At 55.6% G+C, this 24,822-nt stretch carries 22 protein-coding genes, 2 tRNA genes and 1 pseudogene; 17 read left to right on the top strand and 8 right to left on the bottom strand.

Annotation, left to right across the window (positions count from 1 at the left end; all coding sequences use genetic code 11):
- The 3 genes and pseudogenes from BQ4436_RS01605 to BQ4436_RS11835 form a co-directional block, all read right to left on the bottom strand.
- Positions 1-794: pseudogene (locus BQ4436_RS01605) on the bottom strand (transposase); the annotation flags it as partial.
- Positions 795-1,061: 267 nt separating this feature from the next.
- On the bottom strand, positions 1,062-1,241 hold the full coding sequence (locus tag BQ4436_RS01610) for a hypothetical protein (protein ID WP_143000759.1): 180 nt from the start codon (positions 1,239-1,241) through the stop codon (positions 1,062-1,064).
- A 46-nt stretch (positions 1,242-1,287) separates the two neighbouring features.
- On the bottom strand, positions 1,288-1,590 hold the full coding sequence (locus BQ4436_RS11835; protein WP_143000760.1) for a hypothetical protein: 303 nt from the start codon (positions 1,588-1,590) through the stop codon (positions 1,288-1,290).
- Between the two features lie 308 nt (positions 1,591-1,898).
- On the opposite strand from BQ4436_RS11835, the gene BQ4436_RS11435 reads away from it, so the two are divergent.
- From BQ4436_RS11435 to BQ4436_RS01640, 7 genes are all read left to right on the top strand, one after another.
- Positions 1,899-2,057 (top strand): LacI family DNA-binding transcriptional regulator, encoded by a 159-nt coding sequence (locus tag BQ4436_RS11435; protein ID WP_083329380.1) that lies wholly within the window; start codon positions 1,899-1,901, stop codon positions 2,055-2,057.
- 30 nt (positions 2,058-2,087) lie between these two features.
- Positions 2,088-2,582: an MFS transporter gene (locus tag BQ4436_RS01615; protein ID WP_255366085.1), complete on the top strand. Its 495-nt coding sequence runs from the start codon at positions 2,088-2,090 to the stop codon at positions 2,580-2,582.
- Positions 2,575-3,243 (top strand): DUF3800 domain-containing protein, encoded by a 669-nt coding sequence (locus BQ4436_RS01620; RefSeq protein ID WP_070975340.1) that lies wholly within the window; start codon positions 2,575-2,577, stop codon positions 3,241-3,243. The genes BQ4436_RS01615 and BQ4436_RS01620 overlap by 8 nt, the downstream gene beginning before the upstream one ends.
- A 462-nt stretch (positions 3,244-3,705) precedes the next feature.
- The gene (locus BQ4436_RS01625; protein ID WP_070975285.1) at positions 3,706-4,254 is read left to right on the top strand and encodes an excalibur calcium-binding domain-containing protein; all 549 of its coding nucleotides are present in this window, start codon (positions 3,706-3,708) and stop codon (positions 4,252-4,254) included.
- Between the two features lie 105 nt (positions 4,255-4,359).
- The gene (locus BQ4436_RS01630) at positions 4,360-5,391 is read left to right on the top strand and encodes a LacI family DNA-binding transcriptional regulator (RefSeq protein WP_070975286.1); all 1,032 of its coding nucleotides are present in this window, start codon (positions 4,360-4,362) and stop codon (positions 5,389-5,391) included.
- Positions 5,392-5,570: 179 nt separating this feature from the next.
- The gene (locus tag BQ4436_RS01635; RefSeq protein ID WP_070975287.1) at positions 5,571-6,839 is read left to right on the top strand and encodes an oligosaccharide MFS transporter; all 1,269 of its coding nucleotides are present in this window, start codon (positions 5,571-5,573) and stop codon (positions 6,837-6,839) included.
- Positions 6,840-6,867: 28 nt separating this feature from the next.
- A complete protein-coding gene (locus tag BQ4436_RS01640; protein ID WP_070975288.1) occupies positions 6,868-8,295 on the top strand; it encodes a glycoside hydrolase family 32 protein in 1,428 nt (475 codons plus the stop codon).
- 71 nt (positions 8,296-8,366) lie between these two features.
- Here the strand turns inward: BQ4436_RS01640 and BQ4436_RS01645 are convergent, their stop codons facing one another.
- The gene (locus BQ4436_RS01645; protein WP_070975289.1) at positions 8,367-9,740 is read right to left on the bottom strand and encodes an NAD-dependent succinate-semialdehyde dehydrogenase; all 1,374 of its coding nucleotides are present in this window, start codon (positions 9,738-9,740) and stop codon (positions 8,367-8,369) included.
- A gap of 134 nt (positions 9,741-9,874) precedes the next feature.
- Between BQ4436_RS01645 and BQ4436_RS01650 the strand changes: the two genes are divergently transcribed.
- From BQ4436_RS01650 to BQ4436_RS01670, 5 genes are all read left to right on the top strand, one after another.
- A tRNA-Asn gene (locus tag BQ4436_RS01650) sits at positions 9,875-9,947 on the top strand.
- A 95-nt stretch (positions 9,948-10,042) separates the two neighbouring features.
- Positions 10,043-10,609, top strand: coding sequence for a Panacea domain-containing protein (locus tag BQ4436_RS01655; RefSeq protein ID WP_070362131.1), 567 nt, complete (start codon positions 10,043-10,045; stop codon positions 10,607-10,609).
- Complete coding sequence (locus BQ4436_RS01660; RefSeq protein ID WP_070975290.1) at positions 10,606-10,983, top strand: type II toxin-antitoxin system death-on-curing family toxin; 378 nt, start codon at positions 10,606-10,608, stop codon at positions 10,981-10,983. The genes BQ4436_RS01655 and BQ4436_RS01660 overlap by 4 nt, the downstream gene beginning before the upstream one ends.
- A 114-nt stretch (positions 10,984-11,097) precedes the next feature.
- Positions 11,098-11,823 (top strand): excalibur calcium-binding domain-containing protein, encoded by a 726-nt coding sequence (locus BQ4436_RS01665; protein ID WP_070975291.1) that lies wholly within the window; start codon positions 11,098-11,100, stop codon positions 11,821-11,823.
- Positions 11,824-11,891: 68 nt separating this feature from the next.
- The gene (locus BQ4436_RS01670) at positions 11,892-12,746 is read left to right on the top strand and encodes a DUF3037 domain-containing protein (protein ID WP_070362128.1); all 855 of its coding nucleotides are present in this window, start codon (positions 11,892-11,894) and stop codon (positions 12,744-12,746) included.
- Positions 12,747-12,798: 52 nt separating this feature from the next.
- On the opposite strand, the gene BQ4436_RS01675 is transcribed toward BQ4436_RS01670, so the two are convergent.
- From BQ4436_RS01675 to BQ4436_RS01685, 3 genes are all read right to left on the bottom strand, one after another.
- Positions 12,799-13,005 (bottom strand): hypothetical protein, encoded by a 207-nt coding sequence (locus BQ4436_RS01675; protein WP_070975292.1) that lies wholly within the window; start codon positions 13,003-13,005, stop codon positions 12,799-12,801.
- 272 nt (positions 13,006-13,277) lie between these two features.
- The gene (locus tag BQ4436_RS01680) at positions 13,278-13,571 is read right to left on the bottom strand and encodes an addiction module antidote protein (protein ID WP_004009166.1); all 294 of its coding nucleotides are present in this window, start codon (positions 13,569-13,571) and stop codon (positions 13,278-13,280) included.
- Positions 13,568-13,855, bottom strand: a complete 288-nt coding sequence (locus BQ4436_RS01685) for a type II toxin-antitoxin system RelE/ParE family toxin (RefSeq protein WP_070975293.1) — start codon at positions 13,853-13,855, stop codon at positions 13,568-13,570. Before BQ4436_RS01685 ends, BQ4436_RS01680 begins: the two co-directional genes overlap by 4 nt.
- 235 nt (positions 13,856-14,090) lie before the next feature.
- On the opposite strand from BQ4436_RS01685, the gene BQ4436_RS01690 reads away from it, so the two are divergent.
- Entirely contained in the window at positions 14,091-16,394 is a 2,304-nt protein-coding gene (locus BQ4436_RS01690) for a DEAD/DEAH box helicase (protein ID WP_070975294.1), read from the top strand.
- A gap of 45 nt (positions 16,395-16,439) precedes the next feature.
- Here BQ4436_RS01690 and BQ4436_RS01695 read toward each other — a convergent pair.
- A tRNA-Ile gene (locus BQ4436_RS01695) sits at positions 16,440-16,513 on the bottom strand.
- A 147-nt stretch (positions 16,514-16,660) separates the two neighbouring features.
- Between BQ4436_RS01695 and wecB the strand changes: the two genes are divergently transcribed.
- The 4 genes from wecB to BQ4436_RS12380 all read left to right on the top strand — a co-directional run bounded on the left by wecB (position 16,661) and on the right by BQ4436_RS12380 (position 24,178).
- Positions 16,661-17,818 carry a non-hydrolyzing UDP-N-acetylglucosamine 2-epimerase gene (gene wecB / locus BQ4436_RS01700; protein ID WP_070975295.1) on the top strand — a complete coding sequence of 386 codons (1,158 nt, stop codon included), beginning with the start codon at positions 16,661-16,663 and terminating at the stop codon, positions 17,816-17,818.
- 74 nt (positions 17,819-17,892) lie between these two features.
- Positions 17,893-19,170 carry a UDP-N-acetyl-D-mannosamine dehydrogenase gene (gene wecC / locus BQ4436_RS01705; RefSeq protein WP_070975296.1) on the top strand — a complete coding sequence of 426 codons (1,278 nt, stop codon included), beginning with the start codon at positions 17,893-17,895 and terminating at the stop codon, positions 19,168-19,170.
- 947 nt (positions 19,171-20,117) lie between these two features.
- Positions 20,118-23,519, top strand: a complete 3,402-nt coding sequence (locus BQ4436_RS11445; RefSeq protein ID WP_083329382.1) for a bifunctional glycosyltransferase/CDP-glycerol:glycerophosphate glycerophosphotransferase — start codon at positions 20,118-20,120, stop codon at positions 23,517-23,519.
- Between the two features lie 455 nt (positions 23,520-23,974).
- Positions 23,975-24,178, top strand: a complete 204-nt coding sequence (locus tag BQ4436_RS12380) for an ATP-binding protein (protein WP_255366086.1) — start codon at positions 23,975-23,977, stop codon at positions 24,176-24,178.
- Positions 24,179-24,822: the final 644 nt, after the last annotated feature.

A 24,822-nucleotide genomic window follows, 5' to 3' on the forward strand; every position in this document is an offset into this window, starting at 1 on the left:
CGTGCATTGCGGTGGGTGTACCACCATTGTTGGGTGTCGTTGACCCATGTTGGTACTTGACCTTGGGGGATATCACGGCGATAGGTGCGTTGTTTGAGCCAGTCGTCAAAGGTGATGCGGGTGGTGTGTACGGCTGCGATAAACCGTGCGGCATCGTCGGTATCAGCAACGTTGACGAGCATGTAGCCAAGCTTGCGGATTGCCTTATGTACTGGGTGGATCGGGTTTTTACTGATATCGCTAAACGTGTTGCGTTGTACGTGGACTAGGCAGCGCTGGATGGCTACGTGGGGCCATTTACTCCGGATTGCTTTTCAGGCTCCTCCTGAGCCGTCAGTGGTGATGATTAGCGGTGGGGCGATCTTGTCGAGGAGTTTGAGGTACTCCGATGAGCTTTCCCGCAAACACCAGTGCCAGGCAATGACGTGTGTGTCGGTACATGCAACGAGCAGGCATTTCTTGTGGAAGTAGGTGCCGTCGATAAAGACTTGGTCGTAGACGCGATATGGGTCTGTCATGTTGGGCACGGTGATAAACCACAGCAGTTGAAACCATCTGGTTAAGGTGCGTCTGGTCACCTTGTGTCGTTGAGCGACGCGGTCTGCGGGGTCCCCGGAAAGGATCCAGTCGAGAAAGATTTTGAAGTGGCGTACATCGTTGGTGCGGGCGCGGGGGTTGATTGTGGATGCGTTGCAGTTCGGGCAGCGCCAGCGTTGTGTGCCTGCGGTTGTGGTTCCGTTTTTTATCAGTGTGTGGCCGCATAGTGGGCAAGACGGCCGGTTTGTGATTGCCATAGCAATTGGCCTTACCGCACCACGGTCGGAGCCTATACCACAGGTGTGGTGGTATTCGGTGTTGATTTCTCGAAACGGGCGAATGGAACTGTTTTGGAAACCATATCGGACTGTTGGCCGAGGTCATCACGGGAAACCGGATAGATTTATACACACAAAATGTCCCTTAAGCCGGGTTTTTGCGTTTCTGGTTGCTGCGGTCTTGACCACGCTGATCCCGTCGATCTCTTTCGGCCCCCGACCGGAGCGAACGGGCACGCTCCCAAGCTATGAATTCCCGCTTTTTGCCGGTCCAAGAATCTCTATCACTAGAGGATCGACCTCCCCCTTGGCACTCGTCAGCAGCGCAAGGCGTGCCAACCTTGTTTTCGCGTCATCCGTGTCCTGGAAAACAGTGCGCTCATCATTCGCGTACGGAAGCACGCGCTTGCGGCGAAAAAATCCCATAGTGTGCATGCTAATTTCCTTTGAACTCGAGTCGAAGTATTGATTTTCAGTCTACTCGCAAAGACTTCAATGCCGATTTCATTATGTTGTTGATTAGTTTGCGCTCTTCGTCGTTAGGGATGTTTGACTTCAAATGCACCACTAGAATCTCGGACATGGTTCGAATCTCATGATGATTCCGAGCGCCAATCAGCCTATCGACGATCCACTCGGTTCTGTGCCACCATTCTTGAACGTTGGCAACTTCAAGCGTTCGAATTACTCCACGCAACGCAACTATCGACGCAAAAATAGGTGTCGCGGCAATGATTGCATTTGTTGCGGTGAAGTCCCAACCATCGATCATCACGGCAGCAGCAAATATACCTAAAAGATGAAATATGCGATCCTTAAACTAATTTGGAGGATCGCGCCTTCCATAACCCCCATGCGTCTAAAGATAGTGTATGAACGCACGCCCCGCCAGTTACACCACTGTGCCTGGACCCGTCGGTGCCACCACCGAAGTTCGCTGGCTGGAGCGAGCACCCCATCTCACAGCAGACGCAATTCTGTTCACAAAATCCCGAGTCAGTTTTCGACGAGTACTCCGACCTCACCGCATCCCACCACGCCCATCCCAACCAAGACCACCCCACCCCGGCTATACTGCTTCAAATGTCCAGAAGTTCGCATCGTGTCACGCTCGCGGATATCGCGAAGCATCTCGGCGTCTCCACTGCCACGGTAAGCCTCGCACTAAACGGCAAACCCGGTTCGCGCATTCCGGAAGAGACAGTGCGGAGGGTCCGGGAGGCGGCCCGCGAGCTGGGCTAACGCCCAAACACCTTGGCGCGGGTTTGAAGACTGGGCGCCCGCACTACGCTGCTTTTGGGTATCGGCGTGATGTTCGTCCGCATTTTCCTCTGCGCGGCGTTTACCGGCCCGGTGTTGATCAGTATCGCGAAGATGCTGCACGCGTTTGAGGTTCCGCTGTGCATCCTGGCTATCTTCAAGTACTTCGCTATCCACTTCAACAAGGCACTCTCCGCGACCCTGTACCTGGTGGCATTCCAGCTGTCTTCGCAGCTCGGCAACGTGATCCTGTCCACCCCGCTGGGCTCGCTCCGTGACCAGATTGGTTACCAGCCAACGTTCTTCGTCATCTCCGGCGTGGTTTTCCTCGCTGGTGTGATCGCGGTGTTCGCGCTGAAACGCGACGATGAATGTTTTCTCAAAACGGTCGAATGGGACTGTCTTGAAAACCATATCGTGATGTTGGGCGAGGTCATCCCGGTAAGCCGGATAGATTTATACACACAAAATGTCCCTAAAGCCTCTCTGAATGGAAACCATGAATAAACGCATCTACCTCTACGCCGACGAAACCGGAAACCTTGACTACGACGGGACACCGAACCCACAAGGTGGCGGAGCATCAACCTACTTCGGCTTCGGAACCGCCGCATTCCAGCACGACACACACGGAGACGACCTCCTACAAGGGCTCCACCTACGCGCTAGTCGCTCCAAAGAAGGAATAAAGCTCACCCGCGGATTCCACGCCGTCGACGACTCTGCTAGAACGCGAAACGAAATGTTCAGCCTCATCCAAAAGCAAGCGCCCCGCTTCGATACAACCTTCCTGTACAAGTCAAACGCATACCCGCACATCAAAGACGCTGGACCAATGGGTCTCTACAAGACAGCCTGGTACTTACACCTCAAAGAAATCGCCCTCCAAGTTTCCGAGCCTCAAGACGAGCTGTTCGTCATTGTGGCAGAGTTCGGTACCAAAGGAATCAGAGAAGCTGCGCGACAAGCAGTAGAAGAAGTGTGCAGTCAGATACAGCGAAATATCACGCTATGTGTGTGGACCGCGCCCTCAGCGTGGGGATTACAAGTAGCTGATTACGGCCTTTGGGCTGTACAGCGGCATTTAGAAGGTAAGAAATGCACATGGTTTGAGCCGTGCATTAAACCGACGCTTGCGAGTTTGTTCCTTCCATGGGGGCGACCATAGAACATAGAGAAGCTGGCTATCTCACCTATCGGGGTAAGAAGTCCTCCCCTGGAGGACTTATCGCCAGCGTTGCCTTGATTATAACCAATAATGTCCACCGATTCAAGAGTTTTATGAGATGTTTCATACACAAACCGCTTCACTTTCTCCATCTGCCTGAAATCACTCCCCGAGCTCCAGGTTGTTCGCACACCCCATCACTGACAGGGATGGCTCGATCTCGTGCGGTGGACCAGAGCTTGGTGAAAACGAAGAACGACTAAAACGAGGTGAAGCCGCCATCGACTGGCTCAGGGGAAAGCTTGCAAGACAGCGAATTAGCGAAAAGACATGTAAAGAGTTTTTACAAAAGCCCACAGGCTTCATGCCTCCACGGCGACGAGTGAGGGATTAGGGATTGCCAACCACCCTCTTACAACATGTCATTTCAGGCTTTTCCAATATTCATGACATGATTTACACATGAGAAAAACAACTATCGCAGCAGCCCTCGCCTGCTCGCTCACGCTCGGCGTCGCAGCACCAGCACACGCCGCTCCTGAAAGCCCCGCCCCGACAACCACCACAACCGCCAAGCCGGAGACCCCTTCAGAGGGGCTTTCCGACGGCGCCATCGCCGCCATCGCAGTCACAAGCATCCTCGCGGTTCTGGGCATCGGCGCTGGTGCTACGTTCTGGGCGGTCCAGCAGCGCATCATTCCGAATCCACTGCCAGGCATTATCCCTGGACCACCGGCAAAGAAGCCTGCCCCGAAGCCAGCTCCCGCTCCAAAACCAGCACCAAAACCCGCGCCGGCACCGAAGCCTGCCCCAAAGCCTGCCCTGGCTCCGGCTCCAGCTCCGGCCCCGAAGCAGGCACCCGCGCCTTCGCGCAGCGGCAAACTGCCTGCTAATGGCTCCTACAAGTCCTGCGCAGAAGCTCGCCGAGCCGGAGTCACTCCGATTTACAGCCACGAGCCTGGCTACCGCTCGAAGCTCGACCGTGACGGCGACGGCGTCGCCTGCGAGTAGCCCCGCCTGCAGCAGACGCAATTCTGTTCACAAAATCCCGACTATTCCCACGAAGGCACCTACCACCCCCATCAAGCCCGACCCACCCCGGCTATACTGCTTCAAATGTCCAGAAGTTCGCATCGTGTCACGCTCGCAGATATCGCGAAGCATCTCGGCGTCTCCACGGCCACGGTGAGCCTCGCGCTCAATGGCAAGCCCGGCTCACGCATCCCAGAGGAGACGGCGTGGAAGGTCCGGGAGGCCGCGCGCGAACTGGGCTACCGCCCGAATACGCTGGCGCGGGCACTGAAGACTGGACGCACACACACGATTGGTTTCCTCTCCGACGAGGTCACGACTACCCGTTTCGCTTCACCAATGATTACGGGAATCGTGGATGAGGCCGAACGGCTTGGCCACGCGGTGATGATGGCGGAGACTGGCCACCGTTCGGATCGGTTTGCTCCGGCGTTGCGTACGTTGGAGTCGCGGAACGTGGATGGCGTTGTGGTCGGGTTGATGGCCTCGCGCGAACTCGACTTGCCGAAGACGAACTTGCCGCTCGTGATCTGCAACGGACAAGCGGGCGATCTTCCTGCGATTTTGCCGGATGACTTTGCTGCTGGCAGGGACGCGATTGACTATTTGGTGGCGCGGGGACATCGTTCGATTGCGTTGATTGGCCGGTTCCCAGACGAAGAAACCCCTTCGTTCAGCATCAGCGAGCGCATGCGCGGTATCGACGCCGCCTTGGCCCACCACGGGATCCGTCTGCACGCGGAGGGCCACGCGTCGGTGTGGGAGCCGGCGTCGGGGTATGCACGGATGTCGGAAATTCTTGACGACGACCCAGCAAACTACCCCACCGCGGTTCTGGCCGCGAACGATCGTTTGGCGTTGGGCGTGTATCAGGCGATGCAGGACGCGGGGTTGGATGTGGCGTCGACAATTTCGGTGTTGTCATTTGACGATGAGGATTTGGCGTCGTTGGTGCGGCCGGGGTTGACGACGTTCCGGCTGCCGTATCAGGAGATGGGTGCGCGGGCGGCGCGCATGCTGGTTGGCCTTCTGTCCGGCGAACAGCCCGAAGCCGAGAATCCCACCTTGCTCCCCCTGAAAGTGGTTGAGCGTGGGAGCGTTTCCCAAGCTCGCTAAATCGTTTTAGCAACTTCCCCACCTTTCGCACACCCCCGATATACTATGCGCTTAAAGGTTTAAGCAGGGTCGCTGCAAGGACCAAGAACGAGAAGCGCAGTACGCGCACCTGCACATATCCCTGCGAAGCCATTGTCGTGCCCGGCTACCCCCGGGCCTCACAGAAAGGACATTCGGCGATGGAGATGCTTCGATCGCAGTTTTCAAACCCCGCGTACCGCTTCGGTTCCGCCACGATCTTCCTGTTCTTCGCAGCGTGGGGAATCTGGTGGTCCTTCTACCAGATCTGGCTCACGTCTGAGGCTGGCGGTCTGCAGCTCAACGGCGCGCAGGTAGGTACCGTGTACGCCATCCAGGGCGCGATCACGATGGCGCTGATGCTGGTGTACGGCGTGCTTCAGGACAAGCTGGACCTGAAGCGCCCGCTGACCATTTTCATCGGCGCGAGCGCAACCCTCATCGGGCCGTTCACGCAGTTCATTTACCACCCGTTGCTGCGTGACCACTTCATCGTCGGCGCAATCCTGGGCAGCGTGGTGCTCTCGGCCGGGTTTGTGGCTGGCGCCGGGCTGCTGGAGGCGTTCGTGGAGAGGATGGCAAACCGCACTGGCTTCGAGTACGGCCAGGCCCGCATGTGGGGTTCGTTTGCCTACGCAATTGTCGCGTTGCTCGCGGGTATCTTCTTCACCATCAACCCGATGCTGAACTTCTGGATCGGTTCCGCGCTCGGCGCGCTTCTGCTGTGCACCCAGCTGTTCTGGCACCCGCAGGGCACGGCGCAGGAGGCCTCGATTGAGGAGGTCACGGCGAAGACCCCGCCGATCTCCGAGATGCTCGGCCTGCTCAAGGACAGCCATGTGTGGAAGGTCATCGTGATTGTGTTGCTGTCCTGGACGTTCTACACCGTGTTTGACCAGCAGATGTTCCCGGACTTCTACACGTCCCTGTTTAGTTCGCCGGAGGTCGGCCAGCGCGCGTACGGCACGTTGAACTCGGTGCAGGTCTTCCTCGAGGCGATCATGATGGGCCTCATCCCGCTGTTGATGCGCAAGGTGGGCGCCCGCAATACGTTGCTGCTGGGGATCGGCGTCATGTTCGTCCGTATCTTCCTGTGCGCGGCGTTCGGAGGCCCGGTGTTGATCAGTATTGCGAAGATGCTGCACGCGTTTGAGGTTCCGCTGTGCATCCTGGCTATCTTCAAGTACTTCGCTATCCACTTCAACAAGGCGCTCTCCGCAACTCTGTACTTGGTGGCATTCCAGCTGTCTTCGCAGCTCGGCAACGTCATTCTCTCGACCCCACTGGGCTCTCTCCGTGACCAGATCGGCTACCAGCCAACGTTCTTCGTCATCTCCGGCGTGGTCTTCCTCGCAGGGGTGATCGCGGTATTCTCGCTCAAACGCGATGATGAAGCCGTGGTCAACCCCGAGGAAATCCCGACTCGCTAGCCCGCAACGTTTCTAGAAAGGTTTCATCATGCAACCCCTCCGTCACACCAACGACCGCTGGTACCCCTCGTTCCACGTCGCGGCCCCTGGTGGCTGGATAAATGACCCGAATGGCCTCTGCTTTTTCGACGGCCGGTTCCACGCTTTCTACCAGCATCACCCGTACAGCCCAGCGTGGGGCCCGATGCACTGGGGCCACGCTTCCTCCGCGGACCTGCTCGAGTGGCGCGAAGAGCCTATCGCTCTAGCGCCGGGTGATCCCGGATCCGATGACGCCGACGGCATCTGGTCGGGTTCCGCCGTCGTCCACGACGGCACGCTGTATGCGTTCTATACGGGCAACCGCTGGGCCAACGGCGTCGATGATAAGGACGGCAAGTTCCAGACCCAGATGCTGGCCACCTCTACCGATGGCGTCCACTTTGAGAAGCACGGAGCCGTGGTCCCGCCCGTCAAGGCGGACGCGCGCGATCCGAAGGTGTTCTCCCACGATGGCCGCTGGTACATGACCATCGGTGCGGAGGTGGACGGTCGCGGCCACGTGCTGCTGTATACCTCCGAGGACCTCTACACCTGGTCCGAGGTCGGCTCCCTCTTTGTCGACCCAGACCCGAACGTTTTCATGGTCGAGTGCCCTGATTTCTTCTTCCTCGACGGCAAGTGGGTGCTCATCTACGGCCCGATGGTGCGCACCCCGATCCGCTCTGGGTACAGCCTGCGCAACGGCCACAACGTTGGTTACGTCGTGGGGTCGTGGGAGCCCGGCGCGCAGTTCGTGCCCGAAACCGACTTCCGGCTTCTCGACTGGGGCCACCACTTCTACGCCACCCAGTCCTTCGCCGCCCCCAACAACCGGCGCCTGGCGTTCGGCTGGATGGGCGAGTTCGCTCACCCGCTCGCCTCGCGCGAGGACGGCTGGTCCGGCCAGCTCAGCCTCCCCCGGGAGCTCTCGCTTAGCGACGCCCTCACGCTCCACTGCGCGCCCGCCCCCGAAATCGCCGAGCTCTTCGACCCCGCCGAGACACACGACGCCACCCTCCAAGCAGGCGAAACAACCACCCTTGCCCCACTCGAGGAGGCATGGCTGCGCGTCACCCCCGACCTGGAGCAACCCGTCCCGCTGCAGACAAACACCTGCGAGCAGGTAATCCTCCACCTCATGCGTGACGACGCCCCCTCCGCCCACATCGTGCTCGACACCCTCGCTGAGCGCATCCACCTGGTATTCGCGCGAGGCAACGGCGCCGGCAGCGGCTACCGCTCCATGCCGTGGGTCCCTGGCGATGCCCTGGACATCTACCTGGACCGTGGCTCCATCGAGCTGTTCACCGCGGACGCCACGGAGACGCTGTCCTCCCTCGACTTCCTCGGTGAGGGGCCTCGCACCGTGGAGATCGAGTCCGTGGCTGGCCCCGTCGGCGTCAACCTGGAAGTGCGCCCGCTGAAGCGAGATTAACCCCGCCCGCAGCAGACGCAATTCTGTTCACAGAATCCCGACTATTCCCGCGAGACCCCCGTCCCCCAGCGCTACTTCGCCACGAAGTAGCGCTGCTTGTTCACAAACTCGTCCATCCCGAGCGGCCCGAGCTCGCGACCGAAGCCGGAGTTCTTCACGCCGCCGAACGGCAGCCCCGCACCGCGGGCCTGCGGGATGTTGACGTGGATCATGCCGGTGACAACTTGGTTGGCCACCTTCTTGGCGCGCTCCTCATCGGTGGAGAACACGGCGCCGCCGAGTCCGTAGCGGGAGTTGTTGGCCAGCTCTACGGCTTCCTCGTCGGTGGACACCTTGTAGATCTCCACGACGGGGCCGAAGAACTCTTCGTAGTAGGAGTCGGAGCCGACTGGGATGTCGGTGATGACGGCCGGGGTGAAGTAGGCGCCTTCCCCTGTGAGTTCGCCTCCGCAGTGCAGCGTGGCACCGGCGTCGACGGCTGCCGCGACTTGGTCGCGCAGCGTCTCTGCGGCTTCGCGGGAGGACAGCGGGTAGTAGCAGCCGCGCTCCGGGGAGAACGGGTCGCCCTGGCGAAGCTCGGACACGGCGTCCACCATCTTGGAAACGAACTCGTCGTAGATGTCGTCCATCACGATGATGCGCTTGTTGGAGGTGCACGCCTGGCCGACGTTGCCCATGCGCTTCTTCAGCGCGGTGCGCACTTCGCGGTCAATGTCGTCGGTATCGAGGACGATGTATGCGTCGGTGCCGCCGAGCTCCAGCAGGGCCTTTTTCAGGTTGGCGCCAGCCGCCTTGGCTACGGCCTTGCCTGCCCCCTCGGAACCGGTGAGCGATACGCCTTGCACGCGTGGGTCTGCGAGCAGGTCTTCGATCTGGCTGTGGCTGATGCGCCGGTAGTTGAAGACGCCTTCGGGTACGCCGGCGTCGTCGAAGATCTGCTGGATAGCTTCGGCGGAGCGCGGGCAGATGGACGCGTGCTTCAGGATGATGGTGTTGCCCGCCATCAGCGTCGGCGCCGCAAAGCGTGCGACTTGGTAGTACGGGAAGTTCCACGGCATCACGCCGACGATCACACCGAGCGGCACTTTGCGAATGACGATCTCCCCACCGTCGTGCGGCAGCGGTTCGTCCGCGCCGAATTCGGCACCGTGGTCTGCGTAGTAGTTGCAGATTTCCACGCATTCGCTGACTTCCCCGTCGCCTTGGTCGATGGCCTTGCCCATCTCTTCGGCGATGATTTTCGCGAGGGTGTCGCGGCGCTCGTCGAAAAGTTGGGCGACTTTACGCAGGTACGCAGCGCGTTCCTCGTAGCTGAGGGCACTCCATGTCTTGTACGCAGCGTCGGCGCGCTGGAGGGTCTCCTGCAGCTCCTGGTCAGTGGTCTGCTCAAACGTTGCGACGATCTCATTCGTCGCCGGATTTTGTACTCGATATGTCGTAGCCATGGCCCCACGCTACAGCCTCTGCCCGCTTTTCGACGCCCATTCACCCACCTTTACGCCAGTTCCCAGATACGCAAGCTGCGGATTTCCCTTGCCTTGTAACATGCGCTAGAGTGTCTTTCGCACCTAGTGCGTATTCCTCCATAGCTCAGTTGGCAGAGCATTCGACTGTTAATCGAAGGGTCACTGGTTCGAGCCCAGTTGGAGGAGCAAAGCGAAAGGCCCGAGGTTTCCGCATCCTCGGGCCTTTCGCTTGCCCTGGTAGTATTCACCTATATAGTTCACGGCATACTTGAGGAGGGCTCATGGCAACTTCGATCGATGTCGCCCAGTATATCTACAACAAAATGGGCTGGATGGACGCATGGAAGCTAGCCAAGCTCACTTACTACGTGCAGGCATGGAGTCTAGGCTGGTTTGGAAAACCGCTGTTCGCGGAAGAATTTCAGGCCTGGGCAGACGGTCCAGTTGAGCCAAAGCTTCATGCCGAGAACCGGTATTGCCGACGTGGGATTACAGACACGCAACTTCCGTCGGCGGACGTGTCAAGGCTCACTGCACAAGACATCGAAACCATCGATGCAGTGCTGGATTTTTACGGTGGCTTCACAAAAGAAGAGCTTATTAATCGCACGCATTCAGAAATGCCATGGCTTAAGGCCAGGGCCGGTCTTGCGGCTGGTGAGCGGAGCCGCAATCCTGTATCTCAGTCCTCTATGCGTAGGTTCTATGCCGATCAGGAGCTCAAGAAGGTCGATGGTCCTTGCCGCCCCAGAATGCTGGTTCACGGTAATCATGACCAAACTCGTGCACAGTTCCGCGGAGCAGTAGAACGATGGGAAACTGCACTTACGATTCTGGCTACTCGATGAACCAGTACTGTTTGGATGTAGCAGCAGTAATCGATTTGAATCGATCGCTAATTCGCCAGCACTTCAATGTCATTGACCAGTACAAGTTGGAAGGTGCCCTTGCCGCACCGCTTCGAACTTGGGCTGGTCAGTATTTGTACCAATCGCCGGTTGAACGAGCTGCGATACTCCTAGAGCGGTTGACAAACGCGCATGCCTTCTTAGACGGCAACAAACGCACTGCCTGGATTTGCGGAGCCGTATACCTCGAGCAGTGTGGATTCGTCCTGGAAGACGTGGCGGATGAAGAAATCGTGGAGTTTATGATCGAAGTGGCAGAAAACACCCTAGGAACAGAAGCCATTGCAGATTGGCTGATAGATCACCTGGCCTAGCCTCTGCCCACCCCCTGAAATACCTACGCATCCCCATGTCGTGAAATCGAGAGGTCAACCAAGAGTTACACCACCCAGCCGCAATCGCAACGGTCTTCTTCGAAAACCAAAACAGTGTTCGCTTGGATCGCGATAGCGGTCGGCATCATCCTGTTGTTTTCAGGCGAAATTGGTGGCATCCTGCTCGCGGCGGCATTCATTGTGCCGGGTGCCTGGTGGATGTGGTGCGAGGCCCAAGATAAAAAGCACTACAACGAGACTCAAGAAGCCGCCGCGAATCACGAGCAGTTGCGCAAGCTACTCGATCCCCAGCGCGATTCGTTGGTCCTCAACAGCATGGGCGCTGCGCCGCAGTTCACCCCAGTAAACCGCAGGTGGCCTATTGTTTGGCTGACAGCACTGGTGCTGTTTATTGCCGGTGGTAGCCTCATTCCCGAATCTGGATCCACCACAAACACGGAGCCCACTCGGGCCAGCATGGACCCGACGACAACCACGTCTGCCACGAGTGAATCCACCTCAGCAGCAACCACTACAACACACACGTCGACGACCAGCTCTACTCACAACAGCTCTTCCCCGAGCAGTGTTACAACCGAGGAGACCACGGCAAGCATCGCCAAATTCGCCGACATCCCAGCCGAAGAACCTGCACAGGCTCCTGCACCCGAGCCCGTAATTGAACAACCAGTGCCAGCTGCGCCTGCCCCAGCGCCAGCCCGTGTTTACTACGCCAACTGCTCCGAAGCACGAGCAGCCGGAGCAGCACCTATTTACGAGGGACAACCCGGCTACAGCAGGAAGCTCGATCGCGACGGCGACGGAATCGCTTGCGAATAGTGGGCAAAGCCCGCTGACCAGCAGCCGCTTCCGACAATCATCCGCAGCTGCTCACGAAGGAATTTGACATGCAATTCGACTACTGGACGGTTCGAGCAGTCCCCCAGCCGATGGGAATCACCACCATCGGTGTGGGCGTAGTCGTGCTTGACCCTCGCACGGGAGAATCGCAATTCAAGTTCAAGGATGCCCACCGAACGCTCACTGATTCTGATAATCGAGACGCGATCAAACATGCGCTGCAAAATTTTAAGAACGAACTAGAGCAGCTTTCCGCTCCAACAGAACCTCTTTATCTTGGGGATCGCTATTCACTTCGTGGCTACTTAACTTTTGTCAGTAGCCATTGGATGAACATAATCCGGGTTGACCAGGTCAAAAGCATGGATGCAGCAAACATTTCCGAGGCAACCCAATTGCTTTTTGACACTTTGATTGGCGGCCAAGCGCAAAGCGATGTCAAGCCGGGAGTACGCCAGTTGAAGAGGGAAATCCGCACTGTGTACCGCTCATTCCCGGAACTCGGGAAAGCCACAGTACCGGATGCCGATGTCTCCGTTGCCAGGCGCGAGCTCGACCTCAACCTCGCCGTCGTGCGAGACGACACTGTCTTGGAACTGAATCAGGCATTTAATTTCCAAGTAGATAACCCTGCTAAAACACGGTCCCACATCGATGCGTGGACGCTGAAGATCGATAAGCTGCGCCAGGAAGGAGGCAAGCTTAAGTACAACGACTCCTCACTTGAGATTGGCAAGGACCACCTTTCGGTCACTGCGGTCGCCCTTGACCCGGTTACAACTGCCCAGCGAAAGAATTACGCACTGTTCAGGGACTTTTGCCATGATCTCAACGTAATGCTCATTAGTAGCAGCCGAGTGGGAGAGCATGCCGAGAGTCTCAATCGCCAACTCAGTTCGTGACCGAAAACCATTGCGGCCGACGGCGTATGGCAGCGACTACTGTTGCTCCTCCTTACCCCTCCTGCAACAGCGCCTTCACGCGGCACAGCTCATCGTAAATTGCCCGTTCTTGCAACGTGAAGGAACCCGAATCTGCAAGAAATCGTAGCCACCCCGGAGTGAGCCGGTGCTCTCCCAACTCCTCCCCAAGCCGAGCCATCAGTTTGCGCTTCCGCTCCACAAGCTCAGCATCATTCGTGCGACGTAGCTCCAGTTGCATCTTGACCGCCTCCCTCCGCGCCGCAAATCAGCATACCGTCGCCCCACTCGCCCACCCCAGTTACGCTGGCCTCATCGATCCCCCTGGACAACCGGAGCCGACCATGTCAAACGCAAATAACCTCAAGGCCCGCGTACAGCTCCTGGAGCGTGCGCTCGCGAAGCCCCTTAGCACCGATGATTTCGAAGCATTCCTCACCGAATGTCGATTTGAAGCGTCCTGCGTGTGCATGTATAGCCACCAATCCATGGTGATGCGTTTCCAGCAGGTATCTAGGCATTTTGTGTAGCGAGAGTTATTTTGAGCCCTAGGGCTTTCATGATTTTCGTGATAGCTGCAAAGGACGGGTTACCGTCTTTTGACAGTGACTTGTAGAGGGATTCACGGTTGAGTTGAGTTTCTTTAGCGAGCTGGCTCATGCCGTGTGCCCTGGCAATGTCACGCAACACCACCTGTACGGTTTTCGTATCACCGTCTTCGAGGGCGATAGCCAGGTAATCGTTCATTGCTTCTTGGCTATCGAGATATTTGCTTGCGTCGAACGCTGAAAACGTTACTTCCTTCACGACTGTTCCTCCCTTACCTGTTGTGCGAGCTGTTGAGCGGTTCGAATATCTTTAGCCTGGCTGGATTTATCTCCTCCGGCCAGCAAGAAAACCGTTACTGCACCTAGTTGGGTGTAGTACACCCGGTAGCCTGGCCCGAAATGAAATCTTATCTCGTTCACTTTCTCGCCAACGGGTTTGATGTCTCCAATCATTGTTCCGTGTGCTTCGCATCGGGCTATTGCATACAAAATGCGCCGTTGAGCATGTTTGTCTTTCAGCTCAACTGGAAATAATCTGCACACACCCGAGTGTAGCCTACAAGCTACAAAGGTCAAGGGGAGAAACCCCTCTCATGGCTGACTCCTCTTTCGGTTTGAGGGCTGGTTTGGAGGGTGAGTGGGAGTTTAAGCGAGCTATCACCGACATCAACCGCGAGATGCGGGTACTTGGGCCGACTCGCTCATGGTCAATAGCGCCCAACTCGCCCCACCCCAGATACACTGACCCCCTCGATCCCCCGAAAACCGGAGTCCGCCCATGCCAAACGCAGACGACCTCGAGGCTCGCGTGCAGCTCCTGGAGCGTGCGCTCGCGAAGCTCCTTGGCACCGATGTTTTCGAGGCATTCCTGACCGAAACCGAGACCAAGCAGATCCCGTCCCCACCGTCCACACCCGCCACGCCACCGCAAGCATCACATGCACCAGCACCCGAAGAACTCACCAAAGTCACCAACGCTTCTTCCCCCGACGCAAAGCTGCGACTGTTCGCCGACTACTTCCGCGGCCGCAAGGACGTGTACGCGGTCGCATGGCATAACGGCGAGAAGAAGGGCTGGTCACCCGCATCTTATGGCCGCTACGACCGCAACAATCCAAACCTGAAGCCGTTCACTCCGCAGGTCCTCGAGCAGCATCTGCGCCGCGACAACAACTTTCACGTTGGGCTCTACCCGCTATGCAAGGGCGACACCTGCTTCCTCCTCGCCTGCGATTTCGATGACACCGACTTCCGCACCGCCGCCCGCCTGTATGCCGAGACCTGTCGCGAGTACGGCCTCGACCCGCTTATCGAACTCTCCCGTTCCGGCACGGGTGCTCACGTGTGGCTCTTCTTCAGCGAGCCCGTCCCGGCTGCCCTCGCACGCGCCGTAGGTACTGGCCTGCTCGCTAAGGCCAGCCCGAAGCAGTTCTTCACCAGCTTCGACCGCTTCTTTCCCGCCCAAGACACGCTGCCCGGCAAACGCCGCGGCTTCGGCAACCTCATTGCGCTCCCACTCGCGGGCCAACATCGCGCCCACCAGCGCACCATCTTTGTCGACGCCTCCTTCGAGCCCACCGAGGATCAATTCGCCACGCTCGCCTCCACTACCAAAGCGTCTAAGTCCCAGCTCAAAAAGATTGCCGCTTGCCTGCAACCAGACCCGGAGACCCAACTTCCCCAACCGCCAACCAAGGCAGAGCTCAAAGCGCTCAAACAAACCGGTAAAGTACTCGTCACCCACGATTCCCGAGTACACATCTCGCTCGAAAGCGTCGACGGCACCACAGCCACCGCACTTCGCCACCTCGGCGCAATCCCAAACCCACAGTTCTACATCCGCCAGGCCCAGCGCCTCTCCACCTTCCAAACGCCTCGCCTCATCATCCGCTTCGACGAGCACGACAACACCCTCACCCTAGATCGCGGCGTGCTCGATCAAGCCATCGCTATCCTTAAAACCGCCGGTTACACCGTGACCCGCCGTGGCAAAACACCAAAGCCACGCACAATGCAGGTCACATTTACCGGCGAACTGTACCCTAAGCAGCGTAAAACTGTAGCAACCATGCGTAAACACCCTACTGGTGTACTCGTCGCGCCACCGGGTGCGGGCAAAACCGTGATGGCCTGCGCGCTGATCGCACACCGCCAAGTACCGACCGCAATCATCGTTCCCAATGTAGAACTCGCCACACAGTGGAGCGAAGCACTCACAAAGTTTCTCGACGGCCCCACCATCGGCCAGTACGGTGGCAACTCCAAGAAACTCAGCGGAGACATCGACATCGTCACCGCCCAGTCCATCAGCCGAGCCGACTCACGCACCGACTTCCTCTCGGACTACGGCTACATCATCATCGACGAATGCCACCGCGTCGGCGCCGCCGGCCTCACCCGCGTCCTCGCAGACCTCAACGTCCGCTTCATCAACGGTCTTACCGCCACCCCGTACCGCTCTGACGGACTCGACGCCCTCCTACCCTTGATCTGTGGTCCTATCCGCCACACGATGGAGCTCGAGCACGCCGGCCCCAAGCATTACGTTGTACAGACCACGGAGTTCACCTACGACGAACCCCACCTCTACTGGCCCGACCTCGACAATGCCCTCGCCGCCGATAGCGCCCGCAACGCGCTCATCGCCGAGACCATCGCCCGCGCCACCGCCGATGGAAGCAACGTCCTTGTGTTGGTCAAGCGCCGCGAGCACATCAGCGCCCTCGAAACCCTGCTTACGCGCGCTCACCCCGACCTCCCCGTGCCGGTATTTACGCTCCACGGCGCACAGTCTTCCAAGGACCGCAAAGCCACCCGAAAAGCCCTTGACAGCACATCTCAGTTCATCCTTATCGCCATGTCTCAGATCGCAGGCGAAGGGGTGGACCTCCCAGCTCTCGACGCCCTCGTCCTCGCAGCTCCTGTCGCGTTCAAAGGAAACGTCATTCAACAGATCGGCCGCGTAACCCGCGGTACGGAAAGCGCCGCGACAGTCTTCGACTTCCACGACCATCATGTCCCTGCGCTCACCGCTGCGTTCCACAAACGCAGCTCGGTCATTCGCAAGCAAGGATTTGTGTAGTCGGGTGCGCCCACTTCTCGGCGCTTTCCCTTTTCTAAACCCTTGTGGGGCCAGCGGGGCTCGAACCCGCGACCAGCGGATTATGAGTCCGCGGCTCTAACCGACTGAGCTATAGCCCCTTCTTTGAACAGGGCTGAAATGCACCAGTTCCAGAAACACATTACAACATGCCCAAAGCAATTTGAAACAGCCCCTACAGTTGCTACCATCGAACAGTTAAGGTATCAGCAAATTCAGCAGTTTCTAGAGCCAGATAAGGAATCCAGATGACCCCTGCCAAGATCATGGTTGTCTACGGTACACGCCCGGAGGCCATCAAACTTGCACCGGTCATTAAGGAACTGCGCGCCCGTGATGAGTTTGAAACGCTGGTCGTCTCCACTGGGCAGCACCGCGAAATGCTCGCCCAAGTGACAGAGCTTTTCGGTTTTCAGCCGGACATCGATCTCGGTCTCATGCACAGAAAACAACCGCTGAACCGGATTATGTCGCGAGCGCTGAAACGCCTCGATAAGGTTCTGAAAGAATTCAAACCTGACGCACTTATCGTTCAGGGAGACACCTCAACCGCAGCATCTGCAGCCATTGCAGGTTTTAACCGCGAAGCCAAAATCGTTCACATCGAAGCAGGTCTCCGCTCATTCGATTTGGACTCTCCATTCCCGGAGGAGGCGAATCGCAAGATCATTTCCGCAATCGCATCACTGCATCTAACTCCGACCAACCGCGCGAGAAACAATCTCATCGCCGAGGGCATTTCTGAAGATGCAATTGTTGTCACCGGGAACACCGTTATTGACGCTTTACTTGAGACTGCAGCGAAAGAAAGCCACTTTTCTAACGCTTCTGTTGAAAATGCACTTCGGAGCTTCGATCGACGAGTCATCTTCACTTCTCACAGGCGGGAAAACCTTGATTCCCTCGCAAAAATCGGAGTTGCCCTCGGGAACCTCGCAGAGCGGTACAACGACACAGCGTTCTTCGTACCCATGCATCTGAATCCTCGTATTCGGGAACGCCTCCTTCCGGGCGTTGAGCACCTCCCAAATGTGGTGGCCACCGGGCCACTCCCCTACGACGAATTCATCCACCTGATGAAGCAGGCTGACCTCATCATCACCGATTCTGGCGGAGTACAGGAAGAAGCTCCAGCACTGGGACTTCCTGCGCTCCTAATCCGAGACACAACAGAGCGCCCAGAGGCCATTGAAGCCGGCGTAGTGAAGATGATTGGGCCAGACCCGGACACCATCATTTCAGAAGCCACAGAGCTTCTCGACAACCCCGACGCTCACGCTACCATGAGAAACGCAGTAAACCCCTACGGTGACGGCCACGCAGCTGAACGCACTGTGAAGGCTCTCGGCGGCCTTTTCAATCTTGCAATCGTTGCTCAGGCACCGACGCTTCATCCAAGGTTCTAGCCTGTTGTAGGGGTCGGCAGTCGAACGCGCTAGACTGTCAACGGCATTACCCCACGATTCCGCTGAGGAGCACCATGACCGCTGATCGACGCGACCACTTCGACATTGCTGTGATTGGCCTCGGCTATATCGGACTCCCTACAGCAGCGTTCTTCGCGTCTACAGGACTACAAGTCTTCGGCTACGACATCAACGGGGACCGAGTAGCGACAATCGCGAGGGGCGAGGTTCCCTTTGTGGAACCCGGTTTCGACAAACTACTTAAAGACGTAGTCGAGTCTCAATCTCTTACTGTAGGAACATCGCTTCAGCCAGCTGATGTGTACATCATTTCGGTCCCCACACCGCTTTCACCTAACAAGTCGGTAGACCCTTCCTATGTTTTCGATGCAACGAAGTCAATCGCGCCACGGCTCCGGGGAGGCGAACTTGTCATTCTCGAATCAACAAGCCCTCCCGGTTTATCAGAACAAGTGGCGGAGGTTCTGGTCTCTGAACGCAGCGATCTGACGTTGACACCGGGCCAAGCAAAAAGCATTTACGTTGCACACGCCCCAGAACGGGTCCTACCAGGCAAGATCATGGAAGAAATGACAACCAACGCGCGCATCGTAGGTGGCATTAATCCTGAATCGGCAACGCGGGCAAAAGCACTCTATAAGCGATTTTGCAAAAGTGATGTACTTGTAACTGATGCCCGAACTGCGGAGATGGCAAAACTTACCGAAAACGCCTTTCGGGACGTCAACATCGCATTCGCCAATGAGCTTTCTATAATCTGCGATGACTTAGATATTGATGTTTGGGAACTTATCTCTTTAGCGAATCGACACCCTCGTGTAAATATTCTGCAACCAGGACCAGGTGTGGGAGGTCACTGCATCGCAGTTGACCCATGGTTCATCGTTGATTCATCACCAGATCACGCACGACTGATAAAAACCAGCAGGCTAGTGAACGATTCAAAGTCGGCCTACGTTTTATCCAAGATTAACGACGCATTGACTGAGGTCGACCATAAATCGGAACACCCTCGTATCGGCATACTTGGGATTACGTTCAAACCAGACATTGACGACCTCCGCGAATCGCCGGCACTAAACATTACTAGACAAATTGCCCTGAAACACCCTCAAGTCCATGTGCACGTCGTAGAGCCGAACTTGACCCAATTACCGCGATCACTTGCTGAATTGCCGAATATTAATCTTCGCGACCTCGCGCCTACCCTGGAAAATTCAGATATTCTCGTGATTTTAGTCGACCACTACCAATTCCGGCTTAAAGCTAAAGAAATTTCTCAATCCCCCTGTACCATTGACACAAGAGGATTAATTGCGAATTACAATTAGGTTTTTACAGTTGCTCCCTATCAGAAAATCCGGACTGCTTTTTCTTCTCATCCCCTCGAGCACATTCCAACACACTTTTTGAGCGCCGGATTTTTAACTGTCTTCTCACAACGGGAAGCGCGGGTGCTGCGACCGGCTATTTGGTAGCAGTTTCATGACTATCCGTGTTATACCCATAGGGTTTTTGGACACGGAGTCCGGTGGCTTCTTGGACACCGGGTCCATGGTGTTCTTGGGCACTTTTAGCAGATTACGGTTGCATCCCGCGTTTCGGCCGGGGTTTGGATAGTTCCGAGTTCACCCGCGGTGGTTGGCGATATTTCATTCCTTCGACGAGATTGATGCTGATCTGACCACATGGCGGCCTGTGGCTCAACGTGATCTGCAGGGGCACACTGAAGAGGAATTCACCGTCATGGGCCGTGCAGAACTCCGTAACGTTATCGACTGTGACTGTGCAGTAGAGAGCCTGTGGTTTTTAAACCTCAGACCGATGTAGAGACCGAAGCCGGATACGCGTACAACGCCATCGTTGCTCACGCAGAGCTGGTCTGGGATACTCCAATAGTTTGTTGATTGTGGCGTCGGTGCCGTTAGTGCGGGGGTATCGGTGGGAGGCATGCCTTGCTGAGCTGCCATGTCATCGGTGTTGGCCTCGCGTGAAGTTGTCGCTTCCGCGGGGCCGTTTGACATTTTGGATATAGGCACTCTCTAGACGCAAGTAATTGTTCCATATACCTGGCTGAAAACGGGCTGCTACCACGATGAAACGTGTTCGTGCCAACTATCTAAACGATTTGTTGCTGCTGCACGAATGGGATTCATCGGGCCTGTTCAAAGAACAGTTTAATTTGTCCCTCTACTAAACTAGCATCGGGTAACCAGAATCCACGGAACACCACGAACAATTATTGCTTTATAGCTGTCAAAATTTGCCGGGAGTGCTAATGAAGCTTTCTAAATTCAAGCCAGCAGTACAGTATGTTCATGACCTCAGAAGATGGGCTCGACAAACGCGATATGCTCAGTCTTGGTTGAATCTGACTCCTCCGAAGGACAATCCGACACTCTCGATAGTCATCCCCTGCTATAACGCTTCCAGATGGATATTGACACTTGTTCACAGTATCCAGGCACAGGGAATTGACGAATTAGAGATATTAGTAATCGACGACAATTCCACCGATCAATCAGCCACCATCCTAAAGTACTTAGCGCTCTTGGACCGACGGATACGCGTGATCCCCGGCGAAGGGCGCGGCCCTGGGGCTGCTCGAAATCTTGGGGTTTCCCTGGCAAAGGGAAATTATTTAGCATTTGCCGATGCAGACGATTTGGTGTTGCCAGGTGCTTATAAGGCGATGCTTGCGTCAATAACTGAAACCGGAAGCGATTTTGTATTCGGGGGTTACGTGCGCCACCGAAATTCTTCAGTATCTCGACCTCAGATTGTCGAGCGCACACACCAGCGCACCATAAAGCGCGTCAATGCCCAAAGTTTCCCACAAGCATTCGAAGAGCCGGTCTTATGGAATAAAGTTTTCAAAAAATCTTTTTGGGATCGCCATATCGGGGAAATACCTACTGAACTTAATTATGAGGATCAGCTACCGGTCCTAAAAGCAATCATCAATGCAACATCATTCGATGTTCTCAAGGAAGACGTATATTCGTGGCGGCTGTCCGAAGAGGGCCAGTCACGCTCCAGCGCGAAATCCTCTTCAAAAGACTTACAGGATCGGATCGAGATCACTCAAATAATGTGGCAAGAGGCACTTCAATCCGGTGCTCCACGTGAACTCGCAGCATTCATGCTAGAGCGCTTCATCTCCCGTGACATCCCTCTTTATGCTGTTAATGCCCCACGCAAACCCCATGGCGATAGCTTTCGAGAGTCACTTCGTATCTTCGCGAATTTACTCTTTGAATGGACTCATGACTTTCCTGAAATTTGGAATAACGTGCCTTTCGCCCGTAGATCACTAATCTGGGTACTCGCTAATGGCTCGGACTCTGATTTAGATGAGGAGCTTGGTTTGCGGTTAGAAACGAACTCAGGCTACGCATTTACCTCAAGTGGAGCCCCTGCCCCGGAATGCTTACCTCGAGTAAAGGGGCTACCAGCCGAACTATTGAGAGCCAGGAAAGTAGACTTGCCCACGCGAGCAAAGATCCAGTCGCTGCAGTGGTTGGATGCCAATACCTGTCGCCTCAGAATTCGCGCATTCATGGCAGGCGTCGCGCCTGACGAGGTAAACCTCAATGTATTCATCCTGGAAGCATCGGAGGTTGACAGCGACACTCCCGATCCTAACATCACCGACGGTGTTTCTCCGGTACCTATTGAGCAGGTTATTGACACACGTAATGATGCTGAAGTACGTGATCCTTGGCATAATAGACAAGCCAACTCTTTCGAATTTACAGTTTCGCTTGACAAGCTCGATAAAGTTTCATTTGCAGTAAAATGCGACTGGTACGGATTTACCACTATCTCATATCTACGCGCGAGCACCGATCCGTCAACCAACATACCATCGCCGATCGGCCAAAATTCGCGTTGGACGGTCACACCGAAACGTGGAATCGGCGGGAAGCGGTTCGAACTCCACCGACAAACTGTAGACGAAAACTCCTTAGTGCTGGCCAACTACATGGTGTCTGCTTCACGCATAACTACATTTGCGCATCCAGCTGACGCTCCAAGTATCATTTCGAAATCCACGACGCGGATGAAGCCCTTAGGGTATCAGCGTTTACTCGGTTGGGCTAAGACGGCTCCACTGATGCACAACCATCGACCCTTGATTTTTGACGTCCTACACGTTCAAGAGGCTAATTCTGTAGAACGTTTGATCATTGAACACGATATATTTGGAAACGCAATGGTCAGTTTTAAAGCGACCCGAGTCGTCATAGATGAAGCATCGCTTCACGGCTCCCGCTTAGTTATTTCCGGGAGATCGAGCTCTTCTTATCTGAAGCCCACGCTTTGGTTGAGCTCATCCAGCAGCGTGTTAAAAGCTTCAACCACCTGGCGTGGTCAACAGTTCACTGCAGAGTTTGCGCTGACCTCACTCCGCGCTAAATCATATTTTCTCCGGTGGTCTCATTTACCGAATAACCGTTTCACCAAAGCAGCCGTCGAGCCCGGACGACTGGCAGCAAACACCTTCATCGAAGGGACCGTACGTAGTGTTCTGGTAGAGCCCCGTATGAATGGTACGACTGCGTTCTTCATCCTTCCTCCTAGAGACATCGCATACAACACCTCGTGGGAGATTTATCGGGGCATCCCTAAACAGTCTCAGCCGCTATTGAGGGGTATTTTTTTTGAATCCTTTAGCGGGAAGAACGCTGCTGACAACCCTGGAGCAATATGTGAATATCTCATTCATCAGATAGGACAAATACCACTTTGGGTATCAGTAAGGGACGAACAAACAAAAGTGCCTGATGGTGCAATACCAGTGATAACTGGCAGCGACGACTGGTACGACAAGTTAACACGCTCGAAGATAATTATAGGTAACGATAATTTTCCTTTATGGTTTAGAAAGCGCGAGGGGCAATACTGGCTCCAAACTTGGCATGGTACTCCCATCAAGCGTCTTCTATTTGATGCACATCCTAATTTCGTTGGCCTGTCGTACCGGCGATTAATGAGAAGACAGGCAACTGATTGGGACCTGTTGTTAGCGCAAACAACGCGCGCGGGTAAACTAATCGGTGGATCCGCCCTGTATAAGGGTGAGGTAATGGTCGGAGAATATCCTCGCAATATTAAACTTGCCCGGGGTCTAAACGACGTAGAAGGGTTGAAGAGGAAGCTTGACATCCCTTTAGACAAACCGGTGATTCTTTGGGCACCTACTTGGCGTTACTCTGCCAACGGAATTCCCTTTCCTGCGGCGCTCATAGCTCGAAAAAACAAAGCTGTCGTACTAGTTCGAAGTCACCACATGTCATCAATAACTATGCAGGGTCCCGGAGTAATTAACGTCAGCGACTATCCCCACGTCGAGGAACTCATGGCGGTTTCGGATTTATTGATTTCCGACTATTCCTCAGTCCTTTTCGATTTTCAGCTCACTAAGAAGCCGGCAATCATTTATGCTCCAGATCTCAAGCGATACCGCGATGAAGAGAGAGGGTTTTATGGTGATTGGCCCTCTGACTCTACCCACCCGTACGCTGAAAACACGAAAGAGTTGCTGTCAACAATCGAATTGGTTCTAGAAAATCCCATCTCGAGAGACTCTGAATTGGCGGCGCAACGGGTCGAAAGCCAGGTAGAGAACACCCTAGAAAGAATCTTATCGTGGGTGAGAGCGCACCTTGAACAGTAGAATTGCTTGACGGAGAGAGAACGCATGCCGTCACCATTGGAGCTTGCTGAGTTTATTAGTTACCGCGATTAAGTGTTGTGCGGGGTATCCAGTAACAACCTGGTGACTATCGGGTAACGCAATGGCGGGCTTCGAGTAACTCTTTGGGAGAAGATCCCTCTGTCCGTGTGGCAAAAGGACACGCGACACAATCAGAAAAGTCCGATCGTGACTGAATACCGGGCCGTGATGGACCTTGTCGTACAAGGCTGGTCCGTCCGCCAAACCTGCTCAACTAAATATGCGCTTCGAAGCCAACGAGTAACGCTCCAACGCTTCCGTGGCACCTGGATGATCCCTGCGCCACCGGGCACTCACTCATGCGCTACCGGATACTCACTACGCCGCTACCATTTCAGTCTTCTAAACATACTCTGCCCGTTTCTTGTCGAACAGACACCCTGGCCAACCAACTGATGGTTCCACGCCATGATTGTCGGATAGCACAGCACGCGTGGAGTTTCTTTGAAGACTTGCACCTAGCAGATGCACTCGTGCTTGACGACTTCTCAACGACGCCGATTGATACTGCCACAGCACACCAACTGCTCAATATTCTTGCTGAGCGTGAACACCGGAGATCAACGATTGTCACCTCCCAATTCACGCCCTATGAGTGATACGAGTCCATCCCGTATGCTGTCGTCGCTGAGTCGGTACTGAACCGGCTTGTCGTGGGGCTGGGATCGTCACGCTGGAAGGCTCGAACATGCGCCTCGAAGCCAATACGAAGTAGCAGCTCATAGTTGACGTCTAAGTGTTACTCGATACTCACCACAGTGTTGCTAAGTCCATGGGCCTAACAAAGCTTAGATTATATACCCAGAAAGAACCCCTGCAAGTTTAAGGAAAAAGAGAAACTGGTCCATCGGGTCATAGAGACGGTCCGGTTGGAATCTTGCCCACTGCAACGGCGCTACGAGAAGATCGGCGAGTTCCTACTCGTGTCACGACAGCGCCAAAGTATGGGAGCGAGGCCACAGCGTGACTAGATGCCGAAACATAAAAATAAGAGCTCAAGCTTCTGTACACCGAAGACCACGGACCGCAACGAGCAAACGAGATACTCAAGACAACTTCGGCTTTTCGCAGCAAAACTCCACCACTCTTAAGACCAAATAGTCTCCAATATCGACGTGCAAAGATCGGTATAGTATCGATACCATCTGCTACGTCCTTCAACAAGCAGATCGTGGATTCATCGCCTCACGCGGCCGCCGCAAAAGCCGCTACGCGCCTCCCCGATTACGGGGGAATACGAGTG

It is taken from the genome of Corynebacterium sp. MC3, assembly GCF_900099485.1.
Lineage (GTDB): Bacteria > Actinomycetota > Actinomycetes > Mycobacteriales > Mycobacteriaceae > Corynebacterium > Corynebacterium pseudogenitalium.